Source organism: Nocardia sp. XZ_19_385 (assembly GCF_015355755.1).
Classification (GTDB): domain Bacteria; phylum Actinomycetota; class Actinomycetes; order Mycobacteriales; family Mycobacteriaceae; genus Nocardia.
The window spans coordinates 630,186-644,736 of the sequence record NZ_JACVEE010000001.1 but is presented as its reverse complement, the minus strand read 5'-3'; the positions used below and the strand labels follow the sequence as shown (position 1 = coordinate 644,736).

At 67.5% G+C, this 14,551-nt stretch carries 15 protein-coding genes; 8 read left to right on the top strand and 7 right to left on the bottom strand.

Features of this window, described 5'->3' with window-relative positions; translation table 11 throughout:
- Positions 1-376: 376 nt before the first annotated feature.
- From IBX22_RS02890 to IBX22_RS02875, 4 genes are all read left to right on the top strand, one after another.
- Entirely contained in the window at positions 377-1,030 is a 654-nt protein-coding gene (locus IBX22_RS02890; protein ID WP_194813821.1) for a TetR/AcrR family transcriptional regulator, read from the top strand.
- Positions 1,027-2,580 (top strand): FAD-dependent monooxygenase, encoded by a 1,554-nt coding sequence (locus IBX22_RS02885; RefSeq protein WP_228538149.1) that lies wholly within the window; start codon positions 1,027-1,029, stop codon positions 2,578-2,580. The genes IBX22_RS02890 and IBX22_RS02885 overlap by 4 nt, the downstream gene beginning before the upstream one ends.
- A gap of 43 nt (positions 2,581-2,623) precedes the next feature.
- Positions 2,624-4,117 carry an NAD(P)/FAD-dependent oxidoreductase gene (locus IBX22_RS02880; protein WP_194813820.1) on the top strand — a complete coding sequence of 498 codons (1,494 nt, stop codon included), beginning with the start codon at positions 2,624-2,626 and terminating at the stop codon, positions 4,115-4,117.
- Positions 4,118-4,223: 106 nt separating this feature from the next.
- Positions 4,224-5,051 (top strand): SDR family NAD(P)-dependent oxidoreductase, encoded by an 828-nt coding sequence (locus IBX22_RS02875; RefSeq protein ID WP_194813819.1) that lies wholly within the window; start codon positions 4,224-4,226, stop codon positions 5,049-5,051.
- On the opposite strand, the gene IBX22_RS02870 is transcribed toward IBX22_RS02875, so the two are convergent.
- Both IBX22_RS02870 and IBX22_RS02865 read right to left on the bottom strand, forming a co-directional pair.
- Positions 5,052-5,858: a putative protein N(5)-glutamine methyltransferase gene (locus IBX22_RS02870; protein ID WP_194813818.1), complete on the bottom strand. Its 807-nt coding sequence runs from the start codon at positions 5,856-5,858 to the stop codon at positions 5,052-5,054.
- A 178-nt stretch (positions 5,859-6,036) separates the two neighbouring features.
- Positions 6,037-6,909 carry a YdcF family protein gene (locus IBX22_RS02865; protein WP_194813817.1) on the bottom strand — a complete coding sequence of 291 codons (873 nt, stop codon included), beginning with the start codon at positions 6,907-6,909 and terminating at the stop codon, positions 6,037-6,039.
- Positions 6,910-7,158: 249 nt separating this feature from the next.
- Between IBX22_RS02865 and IBX22_RS02860 the strand changes: the two genes are divergently transcribed.
- Positions 7,159-8,007, top strand: a complete 849-nt coding sequence (locus IBX22_RS02860; protein ID WP_194813816.1) for a bifunctional 5,10-methylenetetrahydrofolate dehydrogenase/5,10-methenyltetrahydrofolate cyclohydrolase — start codon at positions 7,159-7,161, stop codon at positions 8,005-8,007.
- Here the strand turns inward: IBX22_RS02860 and IBX22_RS02855 are convergent.
- On the bottom strand, positions 8,004-8,702 hold the full coding sequence (locus tag IBX22_RS02855) for a hypothetical protein (protein ID WP_194813815.1): 699 nt from the start codon (positions 8,700-8,702) through the stop codon (positions 8,004-8,006). The genes IBX22_RS02860 and IBX22_RS02855 overlap by 4 nt on opposite strands.
- A gap of 110 nt (positions 8,703-8,812) precedes the next feature.
- Positions 8,813-9,274, bottom strand: a complete 462-nt coding sequence (locus tag IBX22_RS02850) for a MarR family winged helix-turn-helix transcriptional regulator (protein ID WP_194813814.1) — start codon at positions 9,272-9,274, stop codon at positions 8,813-8,815.
- 86 nt (positions 9,275-9,360) lie between these two features.
- On the opposite strand from IBX22_RS02850, the gene IBX22_RS02845 reads away from it, so the two are divergent.
- On the top strand, positions 9,361-11,118 hold the full coding sequence (locus IBX22_RS02845; protein ID WP_194813813.1) for an ABC transporter ATP-binding protein: 1,758 nt from the start codon (positions 9,361-9,363) through the stop codon (positions 11,116-11,118).
- On the opposite strand, the gene IBX22_RS02840 is transcribed toward IBX22_RS02845, so the two are convergent.
- Both IBX22_RS02840 and IBX22_RS02835 read right to left on the bottom strand, forming a co-directional pair.
- The gene (locus IBX22_RS02840) at positions 11,119-11,613 is read right to left on the bottom strand and encodes a L,D-transpeptidase (protein ID WP_194813812.1); all 495 of its coding nucleotides are present in this window, start codon (positions 11,611-11,613) and stop codon (positions 11,119-11,121) included.
- Positions 11,614-11,761: 148 nt separating this feature from the next.
- A complete protein-coding gene (locus IBX22_RS02835) occupies positions 11,762-12,412 on the bottom strand; it encodes a cyclodeaminase/cyclohydrolase family protein (RefSeq protein ID WP_194813811.1) in 651 nt (216 codons plus the stop codon).
- Positions 12,413-12,471: 59 nt separating this feature from the next.
- Between IBX22_RS02835 and IBX22_RS02830 the strand changes: the two genes are divergently transcribed.
- Positions 12,472-13,509: an LLM class F420-dependent oxidoreductase gene (locus tag IBX22_RS02830; RefSeq protein ID WP_194813810.1), complete on the top strand. Its 1,038-nt coding sequence runs from the start codon at positions 12,472-12,474 to the stop codon at positions 13,507-13,509.
- 71 nt (positions 13,510-13,580) lie between these two features.
- Here the strand turns inward: IBX22_RS02830 and IBX22_RS02825 are convergent, their stop codons facing one another.
- Positions 13,581-13,919, bottom strand: coding sequence for an STAS domain-containing protein (locus tag IBX22_RS02825; RefSeq protein ID WP_194815536.1), 339 nt, complete (start codon positions 13,917-13,919; stop codon positions 13,581-13,583).
- Between the two features lie 161 nt (positions 13,920-14,080).
- Here IBX22_RS02825 and IBX22_RS02820 point away from each other — a divergent pair, with 161 nt between their 5' ends.
- Positions 14,081-14,545, top strand: coding sequence for an SRPBCC family protein (locus IBX22_RS02820; protein ID WP_194813809.1), 465 nt, complete (start codon positions 14,081-14,083; stop codon positions 14,543-14,545).
- The last annotated feature ends 6 nt before the right edge of the window (positions 14,546-14,551 follow it).

Below are 14,551 nucleotides of genomic sequence, written 5' to 3'. Positions count from 1 at the left end.
AGTATCTGTGTCGTGAAGTTTCGGAAACTGGTGATCGTGCGGCTATGGGATCTCACCGCGCACGCGCGGGCCGGAGTGTGCTGGTGTCACCGGATTTCGGCCGAGTGTCCGAGACGGGCGCATCTATCGCAAGACTGACAGCTACCCCATAGCAATTCATAGCTGCCGGGGTGTCGCGGGCGGAATGGTGAGCCACTTCATCGGCTCGATGTGAGTGACTTCACGCCGGAGTCGATCGAATGAGGGCCTCGCAGCCTGCCCTCGGAACCGGCGAACGTTCCACGGCGGGAAGGGATTCCGCAAGTATCGACCCGCCACTTGAATTATGCCGAAAAGGCAAAGTTGCCGAAAGTGCAATATTCTGTATGCTGGAACCATGGCAGCGGATGACCTCGGATTACGGGAGCGCAAGAAGCAGGCGACCAGGCTTGCGCTGAGCGCGGCCACTATTCAGCTCAGTGTTGAGCGCGGCTGGTCCAACGTGTCGGTGGAAGACATCGCGGCTGCCGCGGACGTCTCTGTACGCACCTTCCGTAACTACTTCGCCAACAAGGGTGAGGCCGTCGCCTTCCGGCAGCTGGAACGCATGCGTCAGATCGGCGAGGAACTGCGGGCCCGCCCCGTGGAAGAGCCGCTGTGGACGGCGATCCCGGCCGCGGTGCGGGAGCGATTTCCGCTCGGGCACGACCTGAGCGCCCACGGTGGTCACAGTTCGGGCCAGCGGGAACGGCAGTGGGTGGAGGGGGTGCGGCGCATGCTGGCCGAACCCGCGGTCCAGGCCGCGATCCTCGAGGTCAACACCCGTGCCCAACGTGAACTGGCCGCCGCCATCGCCGAACGCACCGGCACCGATGCCGAGCGTGACCTCTATCCGAAACTCGTTGCCGCCGCGGTCGGTACGGCCACGGCGGTGGCCATCGAACACAGTCAGGCCGCGGATCCGCCGCTACCCCTGCTGCCGCTGCTCACCGAAGCCCTGGACCAACTCGCGGCGGGTCTGCCGGAACCGTCGCCACGGAGGAAATCATGATCGACGTCATCATCGCGGGCGCGGGCCCGTGCGGGCTCATGCTGGCCTGCGAACTCGGGGCCGCCGGAATCCGGACCCTGGTGCTCGAGCGCCTGCCGGAGCCGAGCGCCGAACCCAAGGCGAACGGTCTGGTGGGCCAAGTCGTTCCACTGATGGACCGCCGCGGACTACACGAAAGGCTCAGCGGCAGTGCGGAACCGCCGCAGCCCAACAGCTCCTATTTCATGTTCGCCGGGCTCCCGCTGAATTTGAGTGTGCTGGAACAGAGTCCGGTCTACACGCTGCCGGTTCCGCAGCGGCGCAGCGTCGAAGTGCTGGAGCAGCGGGCCGTCGAACTCGGGGCGGAGATCCGGCGCGGCACCGAGTTGGTCGGCATCAGGCAGCGCGCGGATGGTGTGTCAGTAGAGGTTTCGGGACCGGCTGGGACCGAAGAGCTCGTAGCCCGGTTTCTGGTAGGTGCGGACGGCGCACACAGCGCCACGCGCAAGCTGGCCGGAATCGACTTCCCCGGAATCAGTTATGACCGCACCACCACCCGAACCGCGCACGTGACGGTCCCCGCCGACTGGGTGGACCCGGCGTCCGGTGCGCTGGTGGTCCCCGGCTACGGCAGCATTCCGCCGTTCCTGCCGCATCGCAACGACCGCGGCGGAATCTCCTACGCGCCCTTCCCCGGTCATCCACCGCTGGTGAGCACGACCGAATGGGATCAGCCCGCGATCGAAGAGCCGATGACCCTCGAGGAACTGCGCGCCAGCATCTCTCGGGTGCTCGGCGTCGAGGTACCGCTGGATCCGCCCGCGGGCGACGGCCCGCATGTGCTGCGGCGTCTGGTAGGCGGCAATACCCGCGTGGCCGGACGCTTCCGGGACGGGCGGGTGTTCCTGGTCGGTGACGCGGCCCACGTGTTCGCCACCGGCGGCGGGCCCGGACTCAATGTGGGGCTACAGGATGCACTCAACCTCGGCTGGAAGCTGGCCGCGGAGCTCGCAGGTCACGCGCCGGCCGAACTGCTCGACAGCTACGACAGCGAGCGCCGAAGTGCCGCCGAACGGACCTTGCTGTCGGCGCGCGCCCAGTCCGCGCTGATCGCGCCCGGCGGTGATGTCACCGCCCTGCGCGCGGTTCTCGGCGAACTGATGACCGACGAAGCGACGGTGCGGCGTTTGGCGGATCTGGTCGCGGGCGCCGATATCAGTTACGACCTGGGCGAATCCGAACATCCGCTGGTGGGCCGGTGCGCGCCGGACCTGGAGCTGGATACCGCCGACGGTCCGGCGCGACTGAGTGAGCTGGCGCGGACCGCCCGGCCGCTGCTGCTCGACCTCGCCGGTGACGCCGACCTCGCCGACCTGGTGTCCGAGTGGAAAGACCGGGTCGACTACGTGGCGGCGCGTCCCCGCGGCGCCGCACCGGCGACCGCGCTGCTGCTGCGCCCGGATTCCTACGTCGCCTGGGCAGCGCCGAATTCCGCTGCCCGCGAGACGCTTCGGACCGCACTGAACCGATGGTTCGGAGTACCTGTCCGGCTCGCGCACCTGGCTCGATAGTCTGGAGGTATCGACTACCGCGCCGACCAGAGGATGACGAGCTATGACCACCGCTGACGAGCACGTCGATGTGCTCATCGTCGGCGCCGGACTGTCCGGCATCGGCGCGGCCTACCACTTGAAGCAGGCCTTCCCGCGCAAGAGCTACACGATCCTGGAGAGCCGCGAAAGCCTCGGCGGCACCTGGGACCTGTTCCGCTACCCGGGAATTCGCTCCGACTCCGATATGTACACCCTGGGTTACCGGTTCCGGCCGTGGCTGGGGGAGAAGTCCATCGCGGACGGGCACACCATCCTCGACTACCTGCGCGACACCGCCACCGAGAACGGCATCGACCGCAACATCCGCTACCGGCACAAGGTGCTCAGCGCCGACTGGTCTTCGGCCGAGAACCGATGGACGGTGCGCGCCGAACGCGGCGACACCGGCGAGACCGTCACGCTGACCGCGGATTTCCTGTTCTCCTGCGCCGGGTACTACCGCTACGACGAGGGTTACACCCCGGACTTCGCGGGCATGGAGCGGTTCGGCGGCCAGGTCGTCCATCCGCAGCACTGGCCGGAGCGCCTCGACGTGGACGGTAAGCGCGTGGTGCTGATCGGCAGTGGCGCCACCGCCGTCACCCTCGGCCCGGCGCTCACCGATCAGGGCGCGCACGTCACCATGCTGCAGCGCTCGCCGAGCTATGTCATCTCCATGCCGGCCAAGGATCCGCTGGCGCTGCGAGCGCGAAAGTTCCTGCCGCCCAAGGCCGCCTACGCGGTGGCGCGCGCCAAGAACGTCGCTCTGTCGACCGCCATGTATCAGCTCAGCCAGCGGTACCCGGAGAAGATGCGCGGCCAGATCCGCGCCTGGCAGCGGCGCTGGCTGCCGCCCGGCTACGACATCGACACCCACTTCACACCCAGTTACAACCCGTGGGATCAGCGCCTGTGCCTCTCGCCGAACGGTGACTTCTTCCGCGCCATTCGCAAGGGCAAGCTCGACGTGGTTACCGACACCATCGAGACCTTCACCGAAACCGGGATCCAGCTGAGCTCCGGGCAGACCCTCGACGCGGACGTCGTCATCACCGCGACCGGGCTGAACCTGCAAGCCTTCGGCGGCATGGATCTGCTGGTCGACGGCGAATCCGTCGACATGGCGGAGCATCTCGCCTACAAGGCGATGATGCTGTCCGACGTCCCGAATTTCGCGTTCGTCGTCGGCTATACGAATGCCTCCTGGACGCTCAAGGCCGACCTGGTCTCCGAATACGTCGTGCGCCTGCTCCGGCACATGGACGATGGCGGTTACGCCCGCTGCGTCCCGGTGCACGATTCGTCGGTCGGCAAGGCCCCGCTGTTCGCGAACTTCATGCCCGGCTACGTGCTTCGGGCCGCCGCCCTGTTCCCCATGCAGGGCGACCGCGCGCCGTGGAAGCTGCGCATGAACTATGTGCGCGACCTGGTCGCCCTGCGTCATGGCTCGATCACCGACAGCGCCATGCGTTTCGAACGCGCTCAGCAGCGTGACCCCGTGCCCGCGCAAAGGTGACGAGCGCCTCCCGGGCAGCGTTCCCAAAGTATGTGTAACTCCGATTAATCTGGTACCGGCGTTCAGGAATGGCCGGACGCGCGGGGTCGCACAGGGATAGGGACGAATGAAGCTGGAAACGGTCGCGGGCAAGAAGGTTCTGGTCACAGGTGCGGCGATGGGGCTGGGCAGACTGTTCGCCGAGCGCGCGGTGCGCGAGGGCGCGGCCGCGGTGGTGCTGTGGGACGTGAACGAAATAGCGTTGCAGGCCACCGCGTCCGAACTGTCCGGCCAGGGCACGGCGGTGCACCACTACACGGTCGACGTGTCCGACCAGGACGCCATCGTGGCCGCGGCCGCCGCAGTGCGCGCCGAGGTCGGCGATATCGACATCCTGGTCAACAACGCGGGCATCGTGCGCGGCAACAGCTACTTCTGGGAAACGGAGAACCGCGCCGACATCGACAAGACCATGGCGATCAACTCGCTGGCGCCGATGTACATCACGCTGGAATTCCTGCCCGCCATGGTCAAGAACACCGGCGAAGCGCGCGTACTGACCATCGCGTCCTCGGCGGGCTTGGTCGCCAATCCGCGCATGAGCGTCTACGCGGCATCGAAGTGGGCGGCGCTGGGCTGGTCGGATTCGGTGCGCCTGGAACTGGAACAGGCCGGCCACGACCACGTCCGGGTGACCACCGTCTGCCCGACCTACATCAACACCGGGATGTTCGACGGCGCCAAGGGCTTCTGGTTCACCCCGATCCTGGAACAGGACGAAGTCGTCGAAACCTCCTGGCAGGAAATGAAACAGGGCAACCCGCTGGTCATCCTGCCGTGGACCTCCCGCCTCAACAAGGCGCTCTCGGGCATCCTGCCGATCAAGCTGCGCGATGTCTTCCTCAGCACCGTCGGCGTCTACAACTCCATGGAGAAGTTCACCGGGCGGAAGTAGCTAGCTCAGCGCGCGGGTGCCGATGACAACGGTGGCGTAGTACTCCTCGGATTCGGCCACCCGGGCGCTGAAACCGCGTGCGGCAAGGATCTCCGTTGCCGTAGCGGCTTGCGCCGCACTGGATTCCACCAGCAGATGGCCGCCGGGCGCGAGCCAGTCGCGGGCTCCGGCGACCACGCGACGGAAGATGTCGAGACCGTCGGGGCCACCGTCCAGCGCGGTGCGCGGCTCGTGATCCCGGGCTTCCGGCGGCATCTGCGCGATCATCTCCGACGGCACATAGGGGGTGTTCGCGAGCAGAATGTCGACGCGGCCCCGCAAATCGGCGGGAAGCGGCTCGAACAGGTCACCTTGATAGACCGGAGCATTCAGCGGAGCGAGATTGCGCCGCGCGCACTCGACCGCGACCGGCTCGATGTCGGCGGCTGCGAGTTCGACGGAGATGCCCTTCTCGGCGAGTGCCGTCGCGAACGCGAATCCCAGCGCACCTGACCCGCAACACAAGTCGACGGCCACCGGCTGCCCTGGCACCGCTCGGGCCAATTGGACGGCCTCGTCGACCAGGAACGCCGTCCGCTGCCGCGGCACGAAAACCCCGTGTGACACCCCGACCCGCACCCCATGAAACTCCACCCACCCGACGAGATACTCCAGCGGCTCACCCGCCACCCGTCGCGCCACCAGGACATCCAGATCTGCCCCGGTTTCCGCGGCGGCTTCGATCAACAGCCGCGCCTCGTCCTCGGCAAATACACACCCCGCCGCCCGCAACCGGGCCACCACCTCCACACTCTCCGCTGCCGTCACCCGGCCATCCTGCCCTGCCCGGCCGATCGGTTCCAGCGGATATTCCGGCCATCTGAGATCGCCGACCTCGAGAGGGATGCCTGTGTCCCAGTCGTAGCGACAGCCCTCAACCTTTGTGGAGGGTTGTCGCTACGAGTGGGACGACTATTGGTACTTCCTCAGAGGGGCTTGCGCCGTGTCAGCGGGCGGTCGCCAGTTGGAAGGTGCGGGTGGCGTCGAGGTAGATGCCGCGCTGGGCGTGGCGGGCCGGGGGCGGGAGCTGGGAGACCAGTTGCTCCATCGAGGTGGTGGCGCCGACGACGCGGGTGCCCGCGACCATGAAATCGGCGACGGCGCGGCGGATGTGGTTGGGGGAGGTGACCACGACGGCGCTGTCGGCGCCGAGGTCACGCAGCATCCGAGTGCTGAACAGCGCGTTCTGGACCGTGGAGCCGGCGCGGGTTTCGATGTGGATGCGGTTGGCGGGGACGGCCCGGCCGAGCAGCCAGTTGCGCATCGCCTCGGCCTCGGTGATGCCGTTCTGCGGGGCGCCGCCGGTGACGACGATCGGCGAGAAGGGCGCGGCGATGGATTGGATCCAGGCGGCGGTGAGGCGGTTGACCAGCTCGGGTCGCAGGCCGCCGTCGGGTAGCAGACCGTAGCCGAGCACGACGATGCCGGTGTTCGGGCCGACCAGCGCGGGGATCGGATTGGGCAGGGTGCCCGCGGCGGCCGTGACGGCGTGCAGGACACCCTGGGTGCCGCCGGCCATCGCGGGATCGATGCCGTTGAGCCGGGCGATCGAATCGTTCACGGCGAGTATGTCGTTGGCGTAGTGCGACCAGATCGCGTGCAGTGACAGCGCTTCGGCGTCGCCGGGGTTCGCGTCGATCACCGCCCGCAGGTGGGCACGACCGGCGGCGTCGTCACCGTCGGTGAAGGCGCGCTGGGCGGAGTTGTAGAGGGCGTCGAGGTCCGGGGCGGCCTGGGCGGGCGCGCCGGTCAAGCCGGAGAGGGTGGTGGCCGCGAACACCGCGGCGACGAAGGGTTTCCAATGCCTCGAGATCTTCACTACAGGCGACACCTTTCCGCTTGTGCCGAGCGTCGGGTGCTCGGCAACTGGGTTTTCGGTAGGTCAGCTGGCAGTTAGCCGGTGGCAAGCACCCCTCACGATACGACCGGTCCGGGGCTATACCGCGCAATTGCCAGGGGGGTTTCGGCGGTTTGTTTCCGGGAGCCGGGCAAACCGGGCGGAACCAACCGCCACGCCCGCGCCGGGCGCGCGGAACTCGCGCGGCCGCGCCCATTAGGCTGTGCGAACGTGGATACTGCCTCGTTGACCGGCAAGGAACTCGCCGCCGCCATCAATGCCGACACCAAGCAGCGCGCCGCGGCGCGCGCCGCGAACGGTTCGGCCCCGCGCCTGGCCCTGGTTGTGGCCAACGACGATCCGGCCAGCGCCTGGTATGTGAACTCGCTGCGCAAGGCCGCCGATCGTCTCGGAATCGCTTGCGACCGTATCGATCTGGGCGCCGACGCGACCGCCGAGCAGATCCGCGCCGAACTCGACGCGCGCAGCGCCGACGCGAGTGTGGACGCGATCATGCTGCAGACCCCGTTGCCCGAGGGCGTCGCTCTCGACGACGTGAGCTCCTCGATCGCGGCCACCAAGGACGTCGACGGCGTGAGCCCGCTGTCGCTGGGCCTGCTCGCCTCCGGCCTCGACGGTTTCGTCCCCGCCACCTCCGAGGCGGTGGTGGAACTACTGAAGCATCACGAGATTCCGCTGCGCGGCCGCCACGTCGCGGTCGTCGGCCGCTCCAATATCGTCGGCAAGCCGCTGGCGCAGCTGCTGCTGGCCGAGGACGCCACCGTCACCGTGTGCCATTCCCGCACCGCGGATCTGGCCGCGATCACCTCGACCGCGGAGATCGTCGTCGCCGCGGCGGGCCGCGCGGGCCTGGTCACCGGTAAGCATGTCGCCGATGGCGCGGTGGTCATCGATGTCGGCACCAACGAGGCGGCCGACGGCAGCATCGTCGGCGATGTCGATGCGGAATCGGTGCGCGGCAAGGCTGCTGCGCTGAGCCCGGTGCCCGGCGGCATCGGCCCGGTCACGACCGCGCTGCTCATGCGCCACGTCGTGGCTGCCGCGGAAAAGGCGAACTAAGCCGGTTTGATCGCGGTGATCAGGGTCTTGCCGCCGTTGCGTTCGGTCACGACGAGCTGCGCGTTGTAGGTGAACGCGTGGCCGTCGGGCCGATGCTCGGTGACCACCACGATGTACTGCCCGACGAAGGCGCTCTCGGTCACGGCGACGCAGTGTGTGGTCCCGGCGGGCACGCTGTCGATGCCCTGCTGCATCGCCTCGACGGAGGACACCGCGGCGTCCGGGGACACGAGGGCGCGCGCCTGCACCGCGGAACGTTCCACGTAGAAGGCGTACTGGAAGGCGAAGATCGCGCCGGGCCCGGAGTCCACGCCGCCGACGCCGTTGCCCTGAATCCGATTGCCCACCCGCTCGTTCGGGCAGACCGCGGCCGGGGGAGTGACGGAGGCGGGCGCGAGATCGACCTGCGTCGAGGTGTTGGAGGCGACCGACTGTGGTGTCGGTCCGCCGCGGAACATGAAGAACGCGGCACCGAGCACGACCGCCGCGAAGAGCGACCCGGCCAGCGGCACCAGCCAGCGCGGCACCGGTGGGCGTCCCTTGGACCGGTCGACCAGCTGCGAGAACTGATCGCCTTCGAAGTACTCCGGTTCGCTGGAGCGGGTGGATTCGGGTTCACGGCTGACCCATTCGGACCATTCGCCCTGGTAGGCCTGATTGCCGCCGCGACTGATCCGCGTATCCGGTCGATCCATTACCCCACCTTCATCGGTCCTGCGCACTCCCCACGGGTGAGGATACCGTCGACACTAGTGGACGTGACCGGGCGATATGTGGTCCCGACTCGCGGATGGCCTAAGTGCGCCTACCCGGCGCGTCGCGGCGCGTTCGGGCCGCAGTGCTCAGTATCTACATCGAGCAACGCCAGCAGTTCCCGCAAATTCTCGCGCTGCTCCGGCGACAGTGTCGCGAACAGATCTGCCGCGGCCCGGCGCCGATCCTCGGCCATCCGCTCGAGCACCGCGCGCCCGTCCGTGGTCGGCGTGACCAGCGTGGAGCGGCGGTTGGCCGGGTCGGCGGCACGCGTGACCAGGCCCGCGGTCTCCAGCGAGTCGACCACGGTGGTGGCCGAGCGCGGCACGATATCGAGCTGTTCGGCGAGCGCGGCCATCCGCAACGGCTCCGCCGAACGCCCGAGGATGCGCAGTGCCCGCGCCTGTCCGGGGGTGAGGCCCAGGGGCGCGAGCCGGGCGTGCATGCTGCGGCGGATCCGGCGCGCGGTGCGCAGGAACAGGTCGGGAAGGTCGTGCTCGGAGCCGCTATCCATGACGCTGATCATAGCTCATTGTTCTTTTGCGCAATTATGAGTCATACTCAGTGTCGTGCCATAACGTCATTCGGAAGGAGGCGCCTATGCAGCCACCTGATCAGATTCGCCGGATTCTCCGCCTGTTCCAGCCCTACCGCGCCAAACTCGGCATCGTCGCCGCGCTCGTCGGACTCTCCTCGATCGTCGGCTTGGCCTCCCCGTTCATGCTGCGCGCGATTCTCGATGACGCGCTCCCACACGGTCGCACTGGACTCCTGGGCCTGCTCGCCGGCGGCATGATCATCGTCGCCGCGCTGACCAGCACCTTCAGTGTGCTGCAGACCTATATCTCCACCACCGTCGGCCAGCAGGTCATGCACGATCTGCGTTCGGCGGTCTATGCGCATTTGCAGCGCATGCCACTTTCGTTCTTCACCAGCACCCGCACCGGAGAGGTGCAGTCCCGTATCGCCAACGACATCGGCGGTATGCAGTCGACGGTCACCTCCACCGCCACCTCGCTGGTCTCCAACTTCACCACCGTGCTCGCCGCCGTCATCGCGATGTTCGCGCTGGACTGGCGGCTGACCCTGGTGTCGCTGACGATGCTGCCGTTCTTCGTCTGGATCAGCCGCCGCGTCGGCAGGGAACGCCGCAAGATCACCGGCCAGCGTCAGCACAAGCTCGCGGGCATGTCCGCGATCGTGGAGGAGTCGTTGTCGGTCAGCGGCATCCTGCTCGGCCGCACCATGGGCCGGTCGCCCGCGCTCGTCGACAACTTCTCGCGGGAATCGCGGGGTCTGGTCGATTTGGAGATCCGCGCCAACATGGCGGGGCGCTGGCGGCAGTCGATCATCCAGATCGTCATGTCGGCGATGCCCGCGGTCATCTATTTCGCGGCCGGTATCGCCGCGGCGGGCGGCACTCCGCTCGTTTCGATCGGCACCCTCGTCGCGTTCACCACGTTGCAGACGACGCTGCTGCGCCCGACGGTGATGCTGCTGCAGACCGGCGTCGAGGTGCAGGCCTCGATGGCGCTGTTCCAGCGGATCTTCGAATACCTCGATCTCGAACCCGATATTACCGAGCCCGCGAAGCCGGTCTCGCTACAGAAGGTGCGCGGCGAGGTCCGATTCGAGCACGTCGGGTTCTCCTACGGCGCGGGCTCCGGTGCTGTGCTCGACGATATCGACGTGACGGTCCCGGCCGGGACCAGCCTCGCCATCGTCGGCGAAACCGGTTCCGGGAAAACGACTCTGGGCTACCTGGTGGCCCGGCTCTACGACGCCACCAGCGGACGGGTCGCCATCGACGATGTCGACGTGCGCGATATGACCTTCGCCGACCTGGCCGCGGCGGTCGGTGTGGTCTCCCAGGAGACCTACCTCTTCCACGCCTCGGTCGCCGACAACCTGCGGTTCGCCAAACCCGACGCGACCGACGCGGAATTGCGGGCCGCCGCCCAGGCCGCGCAAATCCACGACCACATCGCCTCGCTACCCGACGGATACGACACCAAGGTCGGGGAACGCGGCTACCGATTCTCCGGCGGCGAAAAACAGCGGCTCGCGGTGGCGCGTGCCATCTTGCGCAATCCGCCCATCCTGGTGCTGGACGAGGCGACCAGCGCGCTCGATACGCGCACCGAACGCGAGGTTCAGGCGGCCATCGACGCGCTGGCGGAGGGTCGAACGGTGATCACCATCGCGCACCGCCTGTCGACGATCCGCGACGCCGATCAGATTTTGGTGCTCGATCAGGGCCGGATCGCCGAACGCGGCACACACGCCGAGCTCGTGGAGCTCGGCGGGCATTATGCGGAACTTATCGCCCGGGACGACCCGGTGCGAATCGCGGCCTGATCACCAGTGCAGAGTGACCGGGTCACCGACGTCGAGGACGTTGTAGACCCACTGGGCGTCCTCGGGTGACAGGTTGAGGCAGCCGTGGCTGACATTGGCATAGCCCTGCGAATCCACCGACCAGGGCGCCGAGTGGATGAAAACGCCACCCGAAGTGAGCCGCAGGGCCCACTCGCCGTTGATGTAGTAGTACTCCGACGAGCCCTTCGGAATGCCGATGGTGGCCGAGTCGAAGACGATCGAGCGGTGCTTCGACATCACCGGGTAGGTACCGGCCGGGGTTTCGTATCCGGGTTTGCCGTAAGAGGCGTTCATGGTGCGGGGGATACCGCCGACCGTCACGGTGAATGTGTGGTTCGACATGTCGCCGTCGGCGAATGTACCTGCGCTGGTGCGGAATTCAGTGGGTGCGGCCTGTACGGCGCTGGGCACCCCGAGAACGGTCAGAGCTAGGAACGATAGAGCGAGGAACAGGGATCTGAGTGCGCTCCTCATGGCTTCCACCCCTTTCGAGATGGTGTGGTACGCGAAAGACCAGGCTGGCCCCCTATCAGAAGGGCCAACGGTTCAATTTTGATCTATATGTCTTTCGGGTACCCGCTGTTCGCCGGCGTACACCTGAGATCTTTCGCTCTGCTATGGGTCAGCTGCTGCGCACCGCGTGCAAAACGTCGGCGTGCAGCGCGTCTGCCCGGGCGGTCAGCGCCTCGATACGCAGCAGCGTGGGCGCGAACTCGTCACCGTGCACGGCGTCCAGCGAGGCCACGTTGATCTCGATATTCAGCCGCGAGCTGGTCGCGGCGGCCCGGGCGGCGTCCGCGGCCGCGCCGATATCGGTGACCACGTTCGGGTTCCCGATCGGCAGCAGTTCGCCCGCCAGCGACAGGATCTCGTCGGCCTCGTCCACCACGGCGGCGGGCACCCGGGCCGCGCCGATCAGCGCCTCGGTGATCGCCTGGCCCCGGCCTTCGGCGTCTTTGGGCAACTTGTAGGCGTTGCCGACCGCGGTGAACGCGGCCGCGTCGGCGTCGGCCAGGGCGAGCGAGCGCGCGCGGCATGCGTCGGCGGCCGCGATGATGCCGTCGATGACCGGCTTGTGCTCGGCGTCCTTGGCGCGGGTGGTGTAGCGCGCGACCATCGCGACCAGCGCGGCGCCCTGCGCGGCGTGCAGCGCGGCCACCGCGCCACCACCGGGGGCCGGCACCTTGGCGGCGAGCTCACCCAGATACTCCGCGACGGTGGTGCCGCCGAAGGAAGATGCCGTTTCGGTGGATGCGTTGCTCGCCTGTGACATACCGGTAACGCTACCGCCCGGTGCACCGCAACCCGCGAGCGGCGGTTAAGTTGAGACCCATGCGGATCGGATTGGGCATCAACTATTCGGGCGGCTTCAAAGAGGCGGCCGCCGAAGTGGCCGACCTGGAGAAGGCCGGACTCGACATCGTCTTCGTGCCGGAGGCGTACTCGTTCGACGCGGTCAGCGCCCTGGGCTACCTGGCCGCCAAGACCGAACGCCTGGAGCTGGCCTCGGGCATTCTGCAGATCTACACCCGTACCCCGAGCCTGACCGCGATGACGGCGGCCGGCCTGGACTTCGTCTCGGAAGGCCGGTTCACTTTGGGGCTCGGCGCGTCCGGCCCGCAGGTGATCGAGGGCTTCCACGGCGTGCCCTACGACGCGCCGATCGGCCGCACCCGGGAACTGGTGGAGATCTGCCGCAAGGTGTGGCGCCGGGAGAAGCTGGAATACCAGGGCAAGTACTACCAGGTCCCGCTGCCCGCCGAGAAGGGCACCGGCCTCGGCAAGCCGCTGAAGCTGATCAATCATCCGGTGCGCGAGAACATTCCGATCCTGCTGGCCGCGCTCGGCCCGAAGAATGTGCAGCTGGCCGCGGAGATCGCCGAGGGCTGGCAGCCGATCTTCTTCCTGCCGGAGAAGGCCAAGCAGGTCTGGGGCGAATCGCTGGATGCCGGTCTGGCCAAGCGTGATCCGAGCCTGGGTGAGCTCGAGGTGTACGCGGGCCCGGCGCTGGCGATCGGTGAGAACGTCACGCCGCTACTGGAATTCGTGAAGCCGCACCTGGCGCTCTACATCGGCGGCATGGGCGCCAAGGGCAAGAACTTCTACCACACCCTGGCGACCAGCTACGGCTACGGTGCCGAGGCCGACAAGATCCAGGAGCTGTACCTGGCGGGCAAGAAGGAAGAGGCCGCCAAGGCCGTTCCGGACGACCTGGTGCGCGATATCTCGCTGGTAGGCCCCGCCGGTTATGTGAAGGAGCGCGTCGCGGCGTTCAAGGAAGCCGGTGTGACGGTGCTGAACGTGGTGCCGATGGCGGCTACTCCGGCCGACCGCGTCAAGCTGATCGAGCAGCTGCGCGAACTGGTCTGATACCAGGCGTCTTTCAGACTGATGGCCGGGATCCCTCGACGATCCCGGCCATTGGCGTTTCTACGGTCGGGTCAGGATTTGAAGGCGGCCAGTGCGGCATCCAGAGTGGAGTAGAGCGAGAACACCTGGTCCAGGCTGGTCATTTTGAGCTGACGGCTGGTGGCGGGCCCGTCGGCCACGACGGCGATGGTGGTGGCGTCACCGGCACGCTGATGCGCGGCGACCAGCGCGGCCATGCCCGCGGAGGCGAGGAAGCTGACGCCGGTCAGATCGATGATAAGGACGGGGGCGGCCTTGTCGGCGAGCACGCCCTCGATCGCGGTCTCCAGCGCGGGGGCGGTGGCCAGGTCGACCTCGCCGGCCACCGTCAGGACGGTGGCGCCGTCGTGCACCGTGACCGCGGTGGTCATCGTGTCCGAAAGTGGATGCGCGTCTCCGGAAGTGTTGGTCACGGTCACCAACCCTACCGGCTGCCTCCCGCGCGTGGTGCCCGGTCCGTGGACCGAGCGGCCGCTGTTTGCTCCCGCCAGGCCCGGGTATGCGGCCGTAAACCGAACGAAAGGGTTGAATCATGAGCAGTTTGGCAGCCACCGTCGACGTCGAGGTACCGGTACGCACGGCCTACAACCAGTGGACCCAGTTCGAGACCTTCCCGCAGTTCATGGAAGGCGTGGAGCAGGTGCAGCAGCTCGATGACCGGCACACACACTGGAAGATCCACGTCGGCCCGGCGACGCGCGAGTTCGATGCCACCATCACCGAGCAGCATCCGGACGAGCGGGTGGCATGGCGTTCCGACAACGGCCCGAATCACGCCGGTGTCATCACCTTTCACCGGCTCGACGACACCCACACCCGGGTGACCGCCCAAATGGAGGTCGACCCGGAGGGATTCGTGGAGAACGCCGCCGACAAGCTCGGCGTGCTGAAGCACCGGGTGAACGGCGATATGCAGCGGTTCAAGAAGTTCATCGAGGACCAGCACCACGAGACCGGCGCCTGGCGCGGTGACATTCCGCGCCCGGATGCCCGATAAAAACAG